Here is a 16,246-nt window from a genome sequence, read left to right as displayed (position 1 = left end):
AATTCCGTTATTTGAAATTATAGAATTCCCATTTCGTTTCATGGTTAGGAGACAAATCCTGTCCAATCAAAACAGCCCTTAACATCTCCATGGGCATGTAATTCTCCTTGATAACACGATCATGAAATGCTTTGTAAGACATTCCTCCTTCATCTACCAGTTCGTTTTTAATTGCCATTAATTGCAAACCACCCACTAAATAGGCCAATTGATACAACTCACCATAATGGCTTTCGAAAGAACGCTTTACTTCACCGTGGGCATTCGCCACTTCAAAACCTACGTTATCGACCAAATAGTCGATGCACTGTTGCGGAGTCCATTCGCCTAAATGGAACTTGATGCTAAAGGTGATTCGCGCACATCGGTGCATCCGCCAAAACAGCATACCCATACGTTCTTCCGGAGTTTTCGCAAATCCTTTATCATACAACAGGAGCTCCCAATACAATGTCCAGCCTTCTGTCCAAAATGGCGTATTAAAAGCGTGCTCACGATAGGGCTTATGCCGCCTATTCATAAAGTACTGTAAATGGTGTCCGGGATTTAGCTCATGTTGCACCGTCGGGTAGGAGAAATAGGGGTTATTGCCACGCATACTCATCAGTTTCTGTTCATGTGTCATCCCATCGGTAGGATAAGAAATACTTATTTCCCGACCGCCTGTAAAGAATGGGTTCACCAATTGTCGTTCGGGCGTCATCATGATCATCCCCCAGGTTTCATCCGCCAAGGATGGGATATCCATTAAATCGTGCTCCCGAATAAATTCCTGTGCGGCGTTGTATAGCTTCAAGATCAGTTCTGGTTGTTGGCCTGGGGAAACGTATGCATCTTTCAATTTCTCTTGCGCAGCTTTCCAGTCGTCTCCAAACCCCATTTCCCGAGATGCTTTTAATAGCTCTGCCTGACACCATGCAAATTCTTGATCAGCCAAGCGTAACAGTTCATCTGCCGTGTAAACTATCATCTCGTCTCTTAGTTGTTTGTTTAACGCTTCCCGTCCGATAGGATTGCCACCTATCTGGCTACCGTCATCAAAAACTTGACGTTCTACCGACCCGTTCAATACCGCTGTATATTGATCCAATTTTTCAGAAAGCTGCTTGTACGGTTGCGGTACCCACCAAGTGAACATCGGATCATAACCGTTATAAAAATCGTACACGCTACTCAATCTAAGTTTTAGCGATTCCAGCACCTGGTTTAAGAACGCCACATCCTCAAACGTCAATGAGGTATCGTATGCAACGCTTTTTTCTGTTTGTTCTATTTTTTTAGTGATAGCGTTTAGTTTTCCGGCGACTTCTTCTCCGTTAATCGGGACACCTCTTCTTCTCTTCTTCTCCAAGTCGTAAATATCTTCTGCAAATGGGAAATAACGTCCTAATTGCATATACTGCTTTTTCTCGTCCTGTAGTTTCTCTATATTTTGTTTTATCTTCCGATTCAGCAGAATATAATCTACCTGCCCGTTTGTTTCCAGCAGGTCATATGGAAAAGCTTTCAGTTTCTCCAAATACGATTGGTCTAATTCCGCCAAGCGTTGCAGCTGCTCCGGAGAAGCGGTCGCCCGCTGAGTGCCCCAGTCTTTGGGCATAGGACCGTAAAAATAGTTTATTGCCTGTACATCATGACCATATTGTATAACAAGCGGTTCAATAGGTGTGGTATGATTGTATAGATTTTGTTTTTGGGCACTGATCATGGTTGAAAAGAATACGAACGATAGGCAGGCCATCGTCTTGGTTACGTTTATTGATATCATCATATTTTAGGGATTTACGTCTTATTATGGAGAAAACCTATCTGGTTTAAACGTCTCGATTTTTATTTGCGGTGATCGGTTCGCCAGCGTATCGGCGACAATCTTTCCGAATGCCGGACCTACACTCAACCCCATCATACCTGCTCCTCCGGCAACCGTCACATTTGAGATTTTACTTAGCCGGCCTAAATAAGGTATGCCATCAGGAGAACAAGGTCGATATCCGAACCAGACGTTATCTTCGGGATATGCCACGTTCAAATCTGGGAAATATTTCGGAATAGATTCCACAATACCTTGTACCCTATTTCTATATATTATATCATTTGTCGACCCCAATTCCATCGTTCCACTGAACCGAATTTGTCCCGCCATGGGTGTGACCGCAACACGCGCTTCTAACAAAAGCGCGGCGTGTCGAAGACGATGGCTTTCCGAGGGGGTATACATAAAGGAATATCCTTTTCCGGGCATAATCGGTATTTTCACACCAAGTTTCGCGGCCAATTTAGAAATATCTGCTCCCGTTGCAAGTACCACCTCATCCGCAGCGAAATTGCCTTTGGTCGTATTTACTTCTTTTATTTTCTGTCCGCTGAGCAGGAACTTCGTAACGGTCGTTTGCTCATGAAATTCTACACCAGCGTCTTTTAAATAGGCAATCAGTTGTTTCATAAGTTTTTGTGGATACAATTTCCCGTCACATTTATAGAATGCTCCACCCAACACATCCAATTTCATCTGAGGCTCTAATGCTTGTATCGCTTCTGTATCCAAGATTTCTACATCCAACTGCAAATCCTGTGCACGCTTGGCAAGTTCTATTTCCTCATGTTGCACCTCTTTGGTCTTATAAAGCAACATAATTCCGTTCTGTTCCAATTCAAAATCGAATCCCGGCATTTTTGCCAATTCGTCATATAAACCGCTACTATACAGGTTTACATCACGCAAAATCTCGACATGTTTATCTACATGTTGCTTATTCGCATACTTTAAGAAATTCACTCCCCAACGCAACAGGTTCCAGCTTAAACTAGGGCGTACATAAAAAGGACTTTTTTTATTAAACATCCACCGGATACCTTGTGCCACAACTCCCGGAGCAGCTAACGGCGTGAAATGGCTCGGCACAATCATTCCGGCATTCCCGTAAGAGCAACTATTATCTAATGTATTTTGTTCCAATACAACCACTTTCCAGCCTTCCTGTACCAAATAAAAAGCCGAAGATAAACCCGCTATCCCAGCTCCAATAATGATTACTGTTCCCTTATTTTTTGATTCCGCGTTCAACATTTACGTTGTTTTAATAGTATTATATAACCTGAAACCCTTCTTTATAAGGATCTTGATCGTCTATAAAGATGGTATTGTAACCTGTAATCCTTGCCCAACCTTCCACCGACGGGACAATCGCAGGTCGGGAGGCCACGCTGGTTTCTTCTTCGATCTTCCCGATGAATTGTGACCCGATATAGCTTTCGTGTACAAACTCTTCTCCTCGGTGTAGTTTTCCCTTTGCATACCATTGCGCCATCCGAGCCGATGTACCTGTTCCGCAGGGCGATCGATCCAAAGCATTTTCGCCTACTAGCACAGCGTTCCGTCCGGATGAATTAGGTTTCGTCGGTTTTCCCGTCCATTGGATGTGACTCAGCCCCTGTATACGGCTATCTTCGGGATGTATAAACTCATATTTTTCGTTCAATAAGCGGCGGATGATCTTACCGTAATAAATAAGTTGGCCTGCTGAAAAAGCGCTGATGTCGACAAAGTTTTGTTGTGGATCAATAATTCCGTAAAAGTTACCGCCATAAGCTACATCCACCGTTATATCTCCCAGATCTGGACAGTTTACGGCCAATGCTTCACTATGCAGAAAAGATTTTACATTGGTGAATTTGACAAATTCTACTTTTTCACCAATTTGTTTGTAATCTACCAGAACGAGACCAGCAGGCGTTTCCAAGCGTAGTTTCCCTGGCACTTTGGGTATGACTAAGCCTTCTTCTATAGCAATTGTCACCGTGCCAATCGTACCATGTCCGCACATCGGTAGGCAACCACTTGTTTCGATATAGAGTATACCAATATCATTCTCGGGATCGACCGGGGGATATAACATGCTTCCACTCATCATATCGTGGCCTCTAGGTTCAAACATAAGTCCTTTGCGTATCCAGTCATACTCCCTCATAAAATGCAAACGTCTTTCCATCATGGAATTTCCAGTGAGTAGCGGTGCGCCCCCCGCAACCAATCGAACAGGACAACCACAGGTGTGTGCGTCTATACAAAAAAAAGTTTTCTTCATTTTAGTGTGAAGCTGTTGTACGACGATTATCTATTATTCTTTCTATTTGCAATGGGTTTTCATCCCTTAGCTCCAACGGCAAAAATTCGTTCGGCCAGTTTTGATAGCTTATGGGACGCATAAAACGCTTCACGGCATCCGGACCAACGGAAGTGAACCGGCTATCAGTTGTAGACGGATATGGCCCACCGTGATGCATCGCATATACCACTTCTACACCCGTCGGCATGCCACCGAACAATAAACGCCCACATTTTTCCTGCGCTATATTAAACAGCGATGTATGCTGCTTTATGTCATCTTCGGTTGCGGCAAATGTCATCGTGAGCTGACCGGGTAGAACCTTTAACACAGCTTCCATTTCTTCCACATTTTCACACTCGATCAACAAGCTCGTCGGCCCAAAAACCTCTTCTGACAGCACGTTATTTTCCAAGAAAGTGGCGGCAGAAGCACTATAAATTGCGGCTACTGCTGTATTTTCTTGCGCTGCCGCTCCTTCCCCAATAAGCGTAACTCCTGTTTGATCTACCAATCTGGATTTTGCTTCGATATAGCTTTTCGTAATTCCGGCATGTAACATCTTGGCATCGCCGACCTGGGTAATCGCCGCGGACAGTTCTCTTTTAAAATCTTCCACTGGATCATCCTTAACGACAAGTAAAAGCCCGGGGTTTGTACAGAATTGTCCAACACCTAAGACCACAGAAGCCACGTATTGCGTAGCAAAACGAGCGGCATTACCCTTTAAATATCCCGGGAGGACAAAAACAGGATTAATACTTCCCATTTCTGCAAATACGGGAATCGGTTCTTCCCGACACACACCGATATCATACAAGGCTTTTCCGCCCCCGAAAGACCCTGTGAAAGCTACGGCCTTAATAACCGGATGCTTCACTAAGGTTTCACCCACCTCATGGGAACCTCCTTGCACGTAACCAAATACAGATTCCGGCGCACCGAATCGTGTCAAACCCTGCACAATTGCCTTTGCCATAAGCTGCGACGTTTTCGGATGTCCCGGATGTTCTTTAAATACGACCGAGCAACCGGCACCTATTGCACTCGCTGTATCACCCCCTGCTGTAGAAAAAGCAAAGGGAAAGTTACTGGCACCGAAAATAGCGACAGGACCTATCCCTTTATTATATTTACGGATATTCGCTTTTGCTGCTCCATCACCTGTATCTATTCGAGCTTCCACATAAATTCCCGTTTTAATGGCGTTCGCATAGGAACGCCATTGATTCACGGTACGCGCTTTTTCTCCTACCAGACGCGCCATCGGCAACGCCGACTCGTCGTGGGCAGTTTGGATCAATTCGTCATCTAAAGCTTCTATTTCATCCGCAACAATGTGCATCAATGCTGCACGCTCTGCTAACGAAATACGCTGTAAATATTGGTATCCAATTAATGAATCTTCTACAATAGCTTGGATTTGTTCACTGGACATTTCAATATGCATAAAAAATCAAATTTGAGGTCTTGATGCTAACGCATCATCAATTATTTTATTTATCCTGTCGCTTTCTTCGCCAACCAACGGTAGTCTTGGTGCACGAGTATAAGGCGTACATAATCCTTCCTTGCTCGCTGCCAATTTGATATACTGTACTAACTTCGGATGGATATCTAGTTCTAAAACGGGCATAAACCACCGGTAAATTTCTAACGCCTTTTGCAAATTACCTTTTTTAACAGCATCAAAAATAGCAAACGTTTCTTTTGGAAAAGCGTCGACAAGCCCTCCCACTACTCCATCAGCACCGACGATCAGGGATTCTACAAAAATGGTATCAACGCCCGCTAAGATTTTTAAACGATCTCCAAATCTGTTACGTAATCTGGTGATGTTTGTCAAATCACGAGTCGATTCCTTCACCGCTTCAATGTTAGGTTCTTGAAGCAATTCTTCAAACATGTCCAGTGTTATATATGTAGCGTAATCAACCGGATTGTTATAAACAAGTATCGGTAGTTTCGTACTCTGCGCTATTGTACGGAACCAATCCACCACCTCTCTATCATCAGCTCGGTATCGCATCGGCGGAAGTACCATCAACCCATCTGCTCCTAGCGCCTCCGCTCTTTGCGCAAATTCCACCGCATCTTTTGTCGTATTTTCAGTAAGATTAAGAAGTACCGGTATTCTCCCTTTTATAACATTCAAGGCGTAGGTCAAAAGTTCAAATTTTTCGTCTGCAGTTAATACACTTGCTTCGCCTAGGGAACCTGCTAAAATTATACCTTCAATACCAGCCTCCAGTTGAGCTTCAATATTAACAGAAAGCATTTCAAAATTTAATTCACCATTTTCGTGAAACGGGGTCAACGTAGCCGGAAAAATTCCGCTCCAATTTAAATTAGCCATATTATATTTTTGTTTTCATCAAAATTATGGCCAATCGCAGTAAGATACTCCTCGTGTTTTAATCAAGTCTTACCAAATTTTAACATAACGGTCAATGGACATTGTTTTTATATCGTCCATAATATTCTTTGGGAGAAAAACCCGTTACGGTGCGGAATACGCGATTGAAGTTGGTAATACTATTAAACCCCGAATTATAGGCAACTAATCCTATGCTTTCATAGCGTTCAGACGTGATCAATTCACAGGCTTCCTGAATACGAAGTTCATTCATGTAGCTTACAAAGGTCAATCCAGTATGCTTTTTAAAGTAGCGGCAAAAAGCTTGAGGTGTCAGGTTCGCATGGCTTGCCACCTCTTCTAGGCTAATGTTTCTTTTGAAATTTTCTTTCACATAGCGACAAATGTCATGAATGCGCAAAGTCCCATTTTCCCATTCCCGCAGACCACCGACAGAAAGCGGTTTTAGATTCGCCGAAACAGCATTTAATTCTTTTAAAAGCATCAAAAAACCAATTAGTCGCTCCATGGTATCCAACTTCTTCAACACGGCAATCCGACGTCTTACACGAGATTTATATTCTTCTGGCACTTTAAAACCGTTTGAGCTACAGGCTAAAAATGTCGATAATTCGCTCAGTTCCGGCATGTAAGAGAGGTTGGAGAACACCGCATTAACATTAAAAAAGACAGACACACACTCTACAGCTTCGGTATCGTTGACGTCTCTTTTGAAAACATGGGGTTGGTTCGATCCCAATAAGAAAATATCATCTTGTTCGAATGTATGAAAACTATCCGCTACAAACAGCGTTCCACGACCTCGCAAAATCCACATAAACTGATATTCTTCATGTTGATGGAAATAAGGATAAAAATCCGTGAGCTTATCCTCCTGTACATGCACAGATTTACCCTTGGGAAAAGGTACATTAAATTGAATCATTCTCATGACAAATTAGTTTATCGTTCAACACTCTACAACTGCTATTTATACCGATAAAATGTGAATGAAAGTTACAATATTAAGTTAATATTATCAAGACACCATTGGCACAAGGTGAAAATATTAGTCATTTTGGTTAAAATCCAATAGCTTTCCTATGCTTAACTACCCTATCTTTAGCTCGTGATGATTAACATGAAAAAAGTCTTAGCATTAAGCACGCTATGTTTACTGCTATTCACGTGGCCAAAACAGTTACTATATGCACAAAATCCGATTTGGGAAGAAGTAAAGAAACGACCTGCAACACTGGGCATCGACCAAGGCAGCAATAATTTCACTTTGACGCAACTTCAGGTGGGTATATTGAAAACTTCGCAAACCTTAGCTTCCTTAAAACTGAAAGATGACCGATTTTTTGATTATACGCCCGATGAGTTGTTGACCAAACGGGATCGTGATGAATTTTTTCACATGGGCGATATCAATCTGTCGATACGTCCGGTTGATGAACTTATTTGGCAAAACTATTCTTCAGCACAAAAACGCCAACCGGTCGTATCCATCACCGCCACACAAAATACGCTGGCGGCCGCAGACATCACGCCCACGTTGGGCAGCATACCACTAAAAGTATCTCGCTATTGGGATAATATTAATGGCGATTTAAGCTTACGTTTCGTTATCGAAAACAATGGCAAACAATCGATAGAAATTGGTAGTCTCGGCATCCCAATGATCTTTAACAATAATATGGACGGTAAAAATCTGGACACTGCACACACAGACAACGTCTTTTTCGATCCTTATATTGGTATGGAAGCGGGCTATCTACAAGTTAACAGACTACATGGAAAAGGCCCTAGTCTCTTAGTTTTACCGCAAGAAAACGCAGCTTTCGAAGCGTATAACCCCCTTAATAGCGATCCTACCCCTCGTAGCATTACCTTCGAAGGTTTCCACGAGTGGATGATCCATAGCAAAGCACACGCAGAAACGGAATGGAGAGGTATAGAACAATGGAATGAGCCCACCTCTACTGTATTAAAACCCGGCGAATCCAAAACATATGCCCTTCGCTTCGTTTTAGCATCAAGTATCAAACAAATCGAGGAAGAACTCATCCGCCAACAGCGACCAGTAGCCATCGGGGCACCGGGCTATGTTATTCCGCAAGATAACCTAGCCAAACTATTTTTAAAATACCCAGAAGCGGTAAAAAGCATAAAAGTTTACCCAGCTGAAGCATTATCTATCCGGCCGATCGGCAATACGCCAAACAACTGGGCCAGCTATCAAATTGTTGGTAAAACATGGGGCAGGGCACGCCTCACGGTGACCTATGCTGATGGGTTAATTCAAACCATACCTTATAAGGTCATTAAACCTGAGCAAGACGTAGTACGCGATCTTGGTCATTTCCTGACCACCAAGCAATGGTACGAAGATCCCAAAGACCCGTTCAAACGATCACCTTCTATCATTACATACGATTACGAAACACAATCGCAGGTCACACAGGAACGACGTGCCTGGTATGCCGGACTAAGTGACGAAGCAGGTGCAGCTAGCTGGCTCGCTGCCATTATGAAGCAACTATTATTACCCAATCCAACGGAAATCGAAAAGATCAAACGGTTTACAAACGAAACACTATTCAACAACATACAACATAAGGAAGGTAAAGACAAATATGGTGTGGTAAAGAGCTTGTTTTACTATGAGCCCGATGCGATGCCTCAAGGAACATATAGCGACACCATCAACTGGAATGTCTGGTCGGCTTGGCCGAAAAAGGAGGCGGATAACATCGGTCGGTCCTATAACTACCCACACGTCGCTGCTGCCCACTGGGTGTTATATCGTTTAGCAAGAAACTATAACAATCTTGTATCGGAAGAAAGCTGGGAAACCTATCTTGATCGAGCCTATCATACCGCGCTAGCCATGGTCGAAAAAGCGCCTCATTACGCTCAATTCGGACAAATGGAAGGAAGTATCTTTTTGATTATCCTAACAGATTTAAAGAAAGAAGGCCTCAAAGAATCTGCCGAGAAGCTTGAGGCTGTCATGAAAGAGCGAGCTCTACATTGGAGCTCCTTAAACTATCCGTTTGGAAGTGAAATGCCTTGGGACTCTACGGGTCAGGAAGAAGTATACCTGTGGTCACGTTATTTCGGATTCGACGATAAAGCACAGACCACGTTAAATGCAATACTTGCCTACATGCCTGCCATTCCGCATTGGGGCTACAATGGCAGTGCCCGACGCTATTGGGATTTTGTATATGGAGGAAAACTTTCCCGCATCGAACGACAGCTCCACCACTATGGTTCCGCCTTAAACGCTATCCCGGTCTTAACGGAATACAGACGTAGTCCGGAAGATTTCTATTTACTGCGTGTCGGACATGCAGGAATGTTGGGTGCATTAGCCAACGTTACCGAAGATGGATTCGGCCCGGCAGCGTTTCACTCTTATCCTTCCACATTAACAAACGACGGTATAAGTGGAGATTACGGTTCGGGCTTTTATGGATATGCCGTTAATTCAGGCACGTATATCATCAACCATTCGGAATTTGGGTGGTTGTCGTTCAGTGGTAATCTCACGAAGACAAGCAATGCCATCCAAGTAGATGTCACCACCGCATCCAAAGCACGTGTTTTTCTCGCAGAAGAGAAACTTTGGTTAACTACCGATGCCGGACAAATTTTAGCATTACAATATTACCCTCACACAAAAGAGATCGAACTGACCTTAAGTAGCGGCGCCTCTGATATCGTTCCCTACGTATTATTAAACATCGAAGGCGAAAACACGTATAGTGTAGATGGAGTTCAAAAAGATAAACAAGGTAGCTATCGTATCGATAATACCTCTCGGAAAATTAAGTTGATTCAGAAAAAATAGTTTTTCCGATTCATCTTTAGATAATCAACGTAGATAGATCACATGTAAGTGAATTTAACTCCTTCACTTCCTAACAATTTTATTTTAAAAAAAACAGGATTATCAAATTAAGGCAAGATAATTGCTTTCATTGTATCGATTTTAAAAAAACAATTTATTACAATGAAAAAAGGTATATTTTCCGCTTTTGTTTTGTTCGTTTTTTTCTCGACACAAGCTGTTTTTGCTCAATTTTCTCGCCCTATAAGTGTGGGTGCCGGTGCAGGTGGTACGATGGTCTGGGCCGATTTAGGAAATACCGACACGCGATTTGCGGGATACATAGAAGCAGAGGGACTAATAACCCCTTTTATCTCGGTCGGTGTGAAAGGCGAAAAAGGGATGTTAAGCGCTTATGGATGGAATAGCGATTTCGAGAACCGTTACCTCGCCATCAATGCCAATGCCAAAGTCAGGCTCGGTCAATTTCTATCTCTTCCAGCCAACTACAGCTACTATACACTAGGTGCAAGCACATTTAGTAAGATTCTGGCTAACATTTATGTAGGTGCTGGTGTAGGGGCAATGAAAAACAATATCAATCACCGTATAGACGGTAGCTATCAGACATCTATCGAAAATAACGGGGGAGAAATTTCCGAAGATTTAAACGCCTATCAATTGGCTATTCCGTTCAACATTGGTTTAGATATACCGATAGGACGAACGCTTTACGGTCCACGTTGGGCAATCAACATCAATTATCAACAATCCTTGCTTCCAAAAGATAATGTTGATGGTGTTATTAATAGTAAGATGGACCAGTATTCCTATCTTTCCTTAGGCGTAAAACTAGCATTATTTAATCGTAATTAACATCGAACATCCACAGCTTATAAATTATAATATAATGAATAAGAAGAATTTGAGACAAAGGTTATCCCAGCCTCGAACTATTGTTGTTGCACTGATAACGTCATTGATAGTCGTTGCGGCTTGTAAATCAAACAATTTTTATAGTGCGCCCAAAGTATCCGCTTTTAGAAGTGGTAAACTTCCCGCTCCTCCGGGTATGGTATATGTTCCATCCGGAACCATTCTCTACAAGAGTTCTTTAGATAGCGGTAATGTCGGTAAAAACATTAGTCTGAGTGCATTCTTTATTGATGAAACCGAAGTCACTAACAAACAATATCGGGAGTTTGTAAATTGGGTAGCCGATTCGGTTGCCGTAACCGATTATCTAAACGATGACCAATACTTTTTGGATATTGTCGGTGAAGATGGTCAACGCCGAATCGATTGGAAGCGCGTGAAACGTATTTCTCCCTTATGGCGAAGTAACGATCCCGCTATTCAAGAGCGACTTGCGCCTATGGTCGTTATGAAAGGTTCTCGCCGCGCACTAAACGAAGAAGCTGTCAAATATCGCTTTTCGTATTTGAGATCAAATGGTCGTGAGGAAACCGAGTATGTTACAGATACTGTTCCGGTAATGCCTATAGAAGATATCTGGTCTAAAGATTTTCCAAATGCCCAGTTAGCATCTATGGATGTCAATTACTTTACCCATGAGTCGTTTGATTATTACCCTATCGTAGGTGTAACATGGAAACAGGCACGAGCCTATACAGACTGGCGAGGAAAGGAATTGATGGCGAATATTATGAAAAACTCTTATCTGAGTGGCTATCATCTAACATTCAGTTTACCAACAGAAGCACAATGGCAGTATGCCGCCGAAGGTAAACTAGATCCTCGTGATACCGTATCCGGAACACGCCTAACGATTGATGGCAAAGAAGGTAAAAAGAAATTAGCGGTCAATTACAAACAGGGGGAAGGTACCTATTCACAAGATGGGGCAACCTTTACCGTTCCGGTGAAATCATACACGCCAAATGCTTTTGGCATTTACAATATGGCAGGAAACGTATCTGAATGGACACTCGATGCATACAGTCCTTCCGCTATTGCTTTCGTTAATGATTTGAATCCCGTTCTACTATACGACGCGGATGAACGTGACAGTGACGCCCTCAAAAGAAAAGTCGTAAGAGGTGGTTCATGGAAAGATAATGGTGAACAGTTAAATAGTGAAACGCGTAATTATGTAGTCGAATATGAGCCTCATTCTTATATCGGGTTTCGCTGCGTCATGTCCGCTTTTGAAATGCCAACCGATCAAAGTAAAACAAGGAGATATTAATTAGTAATGAATGACAAGTAATAAGTGATGAGTGATATACTAAATATTAAAAAAAAGAAGATGAAAAAATTAATCATTATAGCGATATTATTTGGGTTTAATCATGCTGTAGCACAACAGCAGGTGGATATTCCTCCGCAACAAGATACCACCATACTAGATACCTTCCAACGGGACGTCTTCTTGGGAAGTGAGCAACAGACTCCTCTATATGACACGAGCAACCAGGATATATTGTTGGATACGATCCCGTTAACGGACGGTTTCTATCAAGTGAATAATCTGGAAGATGCGGTTCCATTTGCTTATCCGAAGGTGAACATGAAAAATATCCGCTTTTACAAACGGGTATGGAGAGATATCGATTTGTCGAACGAGGAGAATTATATTTATGCTATTCCGGGAGCATCGTTAATTGAAGCCATCATGAAAGGAATAAACGACGGAAAACTAACACCTTACAGTCCGGAAGACGATTCTTTCAAATCAAAAATGACGGCCAGTCAGGGTGTCGCACAGTTCGCCGATAGCGTATTGGTTCCAATTTTTGATGAGGAAGGGAATCAGATTGATGCACAGATGACCTTGAATGAATTTAATCCCGAACGTGTTACCAAATTTAGGATCAAGGAAGACATTTTCTTTGACAAACAACGCGGTCGTCTGGAAACACGTATTATTGGTGTGGCTCCTTTGATGGATATCTCTTCTTCTGCGGAGCTAGCAGAAGCTGTAGGTTCGACGCCAGCATTTTGGTTATATTTCCCACAGCTACGTTACACATTGGTGAAAGTGGACGTCTCGGATCCCGATAGAGGTCTGTATGACATGAGCATGGATGACCTCTTCGTTCAACGGAAATTTGCCAGTACGATTATCCGGGAATCCTCACCTAGCGCCATGCGCCAAGAAGCGCAATATGCGGAAAATGCTTTACAACAGCTGCAAGAAGCCCAACAAATCGAGGATAAATTGGAAGCCTATAAAGAAAAACTTTGGTCTGCACCAAAAGGTGTAAATCCCGAAGAACTTGAAAATTACCAGCCACCGGTTCAACGACAAAACAACAATACGCCATCTACTGGCAATTCATCAAATACAACCACAACAACAGCTGAAGAAGAAACAACAACGCTAGAAACAGAAAGTCAACAACCTCCAACACAAGAACAGCAACCCATAGCGGAAACAGAGGAGTTGGAATAAGTGTTGAGATTTCGTGTAACAAAAAATGCCACTCAAAAACGAGTGGCATTTTTTGCTATTTGCAATTCCTATTAGTTTGCCGTTAATGCGACAGCGTTCAATTGCCTTGGAGATCCATCCGGACCTACCGCGATAATATTATCGAATATCACTCTAGTACCCGGAACGATTCCGTTCAACGCAGTTTTCATACTGGAGTTTAACGTTCCTCCATTGGTAGAAAGGACGATGGCATCCGCCCTTGGCTTAGCGATGATCAAACTGAATTTGGTAACTTTAAATTTGGCATCAAAATCAAAGTTATCTAATGTTGCGAATACGGCATTTTGAGCTTTGATCGCCACAGTTGCCATATTACCCCCTGTTTTCCCCCCGAATTTTGCAATTGGATCCGGAATTCTCTTTACGCGAAACTCTGTTGTGCTCAATGTCTGCGTTTTACCTGGCGCCACTTCGGCGGATACCGATATGCGAGCAGTTCCCGGCGAGCTCACCGTGACGTTATATTTCCCACCGGAGCCCGAAATACGACCGCCGCCGCCGTTCATGCTTACATTGATTTTATTTGTGGGCGTGCCCGGCGCAGATACAGAAATAGGGTTCGTTACGCCGATATACAATACATTCATCTTATCCGGTGAAACAACAGCCGAGGGTCTAGCTACCTGATAAGTCTGTTCTGGTGTACGATATTCCTTAACCGTACCGTCCGTTTGTTTTACTTGAATGGTTCCCGTCCAGGTGAAAATACCTTCTTGGTTGGTGGGCACCGTATAGACACCTTTTCCATCCACGACGTTTAACGCACTTCCATTGACACTGATCGATGGTTCTGATTTGGAATCTGAAGCGGTCAAGAAAACTTCCGCCGTGTATGGCTGCCCCTGAACAAGATAGGATGTAGGTGCTACCGCTACTGCTGCAAATTTATCCAAATTCACCACAGCTTGATCCATTTTGCCTAAAATTAGCTTCACGACATCGGATTCCGCATTCTGCGCATCGACTTGTATTTTAGTCAGCGTAGTCATTGCAGCTGTCAAAGGCGTTCCGCTTCCAAAGTTAACATCTTCCCATTTCCTTTTGCCGTTTACGGATTTCTCCGGATCTTGTGCTTCCAATGAAAACGAAACAGATTTCCGGTCATCTTCATTCAATAACGACAATAGTTTTTCACGGGTACTGTTTATCTTCTCTTTTAATTCCACCCCTCTTTTGCCGTTAATCATAAGGTGAGGTGCGATATCTGCATTTTCGCGTCGTACCAAATCACCGGTATCTTCATCATACCCACCACCTTGCTTCTCAAATTCCTGCTTCAATTCATTAATGTATTGATCCAGTTCATCTACAACAGCGCGAGCTTGTTTAGCCTGTTCATAGATAGGCTTCGCCCGTTCTGGTTCTTCTTTTAATTTTGTACTCTCAAATGCGGCAAACAACTGTTCGACAGAATTGTCGACATTGGTTTTAGAAGCTTCAAGACTGTCATTAATATTCTTAAAAGCATCTAATATGGAGTTTGGTACATTTAATGCGAGTAAGGCTAGCAATACCAAATATAAAATATTGATCATGCGTTGCCTTGGCGTCTCTCTTCCGTAAGCCATTCTTTTCCGTTTTAGTTATAAAATGATGGTTTCCTACACACGTGGCTGATTCATGGCCGTCAACATACCGCCGTACACGGTATTCAAGGCTGCTAGATTCTTAGCCAACTTGTTTACTTCTTCTTTAAACACCTTCGAGTCATCTAGGGATTCGTTGAAGTTTTTCATCGTATAACTTAAGCTTTCATAGAATTGGTTCATGGATTGTAGATGAGATGCCGAATCCCGTAATTCCCGTTCGTACATCTCATTCAACGATTTCAAGTTGCTTGTTAGATTTTGCACCTGTTGGTGGTAACCTGCAGTATCCATGTTCGTATTGGACATCGCTACGAGATTGGCGGATGCTTTTTCAAAAGCCATACTGAGATTATCAAATTTCGAGCTTGCATATTTTAATTTCTCGGTAAATTCATTTGCTGCAAACGAGACATCTGATATTTGGTTGATAGCCGACACTTTATCACTAAAATCGCGCAAGCCTCTTCCCAGATTTTCAATCAGCACAGGTTCTATCTTTGCGTCCGCAAACATCTTGTCCAACGCCGCTGTCGCCGACGGCCCTGCCGGTTGATGGCTAAGTGCAGCCGATCGCTGCGGCAACTCTCCGGCGTAATTCTCGTCCAATTCAGGATAAACTCTCTCCCATGCAGGTTCTTTTGGCGGCGGATTGAACCCCATTAGGAAAAATAGAAAGGCTTCCACCGCTAAACCAATACCAATCATATAGTTGGCAAATGAGCCTCCTATATAAAGTATTTTAAACAGAACACCAATAATAACGATACTAGCTCCCCAAGAGATAGCAATGTGTAACCATCTTGAATTGTCTTTTTTCTTTACACTCATATTTATTCATTTTTAGTAGCACTATGATGCCTCGCTCATGATATATTAAAACGATCTCAAAGTACTAGCAAT

The 16,246-nt window shown here is 42.6% G+C and carries 12 protein-coding genes; 4 read left to right on the top strand and 8 right to left on the bottom strand.

The window, feature by feature from the left end:
• Nucleotides 1-7: 7 nt before the first annotated feature.
• From H8B06_RS00270 to H8B06_RS00245, 6 genes are all read right to left on the bottom strand, one after another.
• Nucleotides 8-1,771, bottom strand: a complete 1,764-nt coding sequence (locus H8B06_RS00270) for a DUF885 family protein (RefSeq protein WP_223857388.1) — start codon at nt 1,769-1,771, stop codon at nt 8-10.
• Between the two features lie 21 nt (nt 1,772-1,792).
• Entirely contained in the window at nt 1,793-3,067 is a 1,275-nt protein-coding gene (locus H8B06_RS00265; RefSeq protein ID WP_190992285.1) for an NAD(P)/FAD-dependent oxidoreductase, read from the bottom strand.
• Nucleotides 3,068-3,086: 19 nt separating this feature from the next.
• Nucleotides 3,087-4,085, bottom strand: coding sequence for a 4-hydroxyproline epimerase (locus H8B06_RS00260; protein WP_190992284.1), 999 nt, complete (start codon nt 4,083-4,085; stop codon nt 3,087-3,089).
• A gap of 1 nt (nt 4,086) precedes the next feature.
• Nucleotides 4,087-5,556 (bottom strand): aldehyde dehydrogenase (NADP(+)), encoded by a 1,470-nt coding sequence (locus H8B06_RS00255; RefSeq protein WP_190992283.1) that lies wholly within the window; start codon nt 5,554-5,556, stop codon nt 4,087-4,089.
• A 6-nt stretch (nt 5,557-5,562) separates the two neighbouring features.
• Complete coding sequence (locus tag H8B06_RS00250) at nt 5,563-6,462, bottom strand: dihydrodipicolinate synthase family protein (RefSeq protein WP_190992282.1); 900 nt, start codon at nt 6,460-6,462, stop codon at nt 5,563-5,565.
• A gap of 91 nt (nt 6,463-6,553) precedes the next feature.
• Complete coding sequence (locus H8B06_RS00245) at nt 6,554-7,414, bottom strand: AraC family transcriptional regulator (RefSeq protein WP_190992281.1); 861 nt, start codon at nt 7,412-7,414, stop codon at nt 6,554-6,556.
• A 189-nt stretch (nt 7,415-7,603) separates the two neighbouring features.
• Here H8B06_RS00245 and H8B06_RS00240 point away from each other — a divergent pair, with 189 nt between their 5' ends.
• The 4 genes from H8B06_RS00240 to porN all read left to right on the top strand — a co-directional run bounded on the left by H8B06_RS00240 (nt 7,604) and on the right by porN (nt 13,715).
• Complete coding sequence (locus H8B06_RS00240) at nt 7,604-10,321, top strand: DUF5695 domain-containing protein (protein ID WP_223857387.1); 2,718 nt, start codon at nt 7,604-7,606, stop codon at nt 10,319-10,321.
• A 162-nt stretch (nt 10,322-10,483) separates the two neighbouring features.
• Nucleotides 10,484-11,176, top strand: coding sequence for a hypothetical protein (locus tag H8B06_RS00235; RefSeq protein WP_190992280.1), 693 nt, complete (start codon nt 10,484-10,486; stop codon nt 11,174-11,176).
• 34 nt (nt 11,177-11,210) lie between these two features.
• The gene (gene porK / locus H8B06_RS00230; RefSeq protein WP_190992279.1) at nt 11,211-12,509 is read left to right on the top strand and encodes a T9SS ring complex lipoprotein PorK/GldK; all 1,299 of its coding nucleotides are present in this window, start codon (nt 11,211-11,213) and stop codon (nt 12,507-12,509) included.
• 60 nt (nt 12,510-12,569) lie between these two features.
• Entirely contained in the window at nt 12,570-13,715 is a 1,146-nt protein-coding gene (gene porN, locus H8B06_RS00225; RefSeq protein WP_190992278.1) for a type IX secretion system ring subunit PorN/GldN, read from the top strand.
• A 71-nt stretch (nt 13,716-13,786) separates the two neighbouring features.
• Here porN and porM read toward each other — a convergent pair whose 3' ends face one another.
• Nucleotides 13,787-15,325, bottom strand: coding sequence for a type IX secretion system motor protein PorM/GldM (porM, locus tag H8B06_RS00220; RefSeq protein ID WP_190992277.1), 1,539 nt, complete (start codon nt 15,323-15,325; stop codon nt 13,787-13,789).
• 33 nt (nt 15,326-15,358) lie between these two features.
• Nucleotides 15,359-16,174 carry a type IX secretion system motor protein PorL/GldL gene (gene porL, locus H8B06_RS00215; protein WP_190992276.1) on the bottom strand — a complete coding sequence of 272 codons (816 nt, stop codon included), beginning with the start codon at nt 16,172-16,174 and terminating at the stop codon, nt 15,359-15,361.
• Nucleotides 16,175-16,246 lie beyond the last annotated feature (72 nt).

This window comes from Sphingobacterium micropteri (genome assembly GCF_014692515.1).
In the GTDB taxonomy this organism is placed as follows: Bacteria; Bacteroidota; Bacteroidia; order Sphingobacteriales; family Sphingobacteriaceae; genus Sphingobacterium; species Sphingobacterium micropteri.
This window is presented reverse-complemented; position numbering and strand designations above follow the sequence as displayed.

What these genes read in the sequence shown, in the direction of transcription:
- H8B06_RS00270 (WP_223857388.1), bottom strand. Translation starts at nt 1,771, where the DNA reads ATGATGATATCAATAAACGTAACCAAGACGATGGCCTGCCTATCGTTC.
- H8B06_RS00265 (WP_190992285.1), bottom strand. Translation starts at nt 3,067, where the DNA reads ATGTTGAACGCGGAATCAAAAAATAAGGGAACAGTAATCATTATTGGA.
- H8B06_RS00260 (WP_190992284.1), bottom strand. Translation starts at nt 4,085, where the DNA reads ATGAAGAAAACTTTTTTTTGTATAGACGCACACACCTGTGGTTGTCCT.
- H8B06_RS00255 (WP_190992283.1), bottom strand. Translation starts at nt 5,556, where the DNA reads ATGCATATTGAAATGTCCAGTGAACAAATCCAAGCTATTGTAGAAGAT.
- H8B06_RS00250 (WP_190992282.1), bottom strand. Translation starts at nt 6,462, where the DNA reads ATGGCTAATTTAAATTGGAGCGGAATTTTTCCGGCTACGTTGACCCCG.
- H8B06_RS00245 (WP_190992281.1), bottom strand. Translation starts at nt 7,414, where the DNA reads ATGAGAATGATTCAATTTAATGTACCTTTTCCCAAGGGTAAATCTGTG.
- H8B06_RS00240 (WP_223857387.1), top strand. Translation starts at nt 7,604, where the DNA reads ATGAAAAAAGTCTTAGCATTAAGCACGCTATGTTTACTGCTATTCACG.
- H8B06_RS00235 (WP_190992280.1), top strand. Translation starts at nt 10,484, where the DNA reads ATGAAAAAAGGTATATTTTCCGCTTTTGTTTTGTTCGTTTTTTTCTCG.
- porK (WP_190992279.1), top strand. Translation starts at nt 11,211, where the DNA reads ATGAATAAGAAGAATTTGAGACAAAGGTTATCCCAGCCTCGAACTATT.
- porN (WP_190992278.1), top strand. Translation starts at nt 12,570, where the DNA reads ATGAAAAAATTAATCATTATAGCGATATTATTTGGGTTTAATCATGCT.
- porM (WP_190992277.1), bottom strand. Translation starts at nt 15,325, where the DNA reads ATGGCTTACGGAAGAGAGACGCCAAGGCAACGCATGATCAATATTTTA.
- porL (WP_190992276.1), bottom strand. Translation starts at nt 16,174, where the DNA reads ATGAGTGTAAAGAAAAAAGACAATTCAAGATGGTTACACATTGCTATC.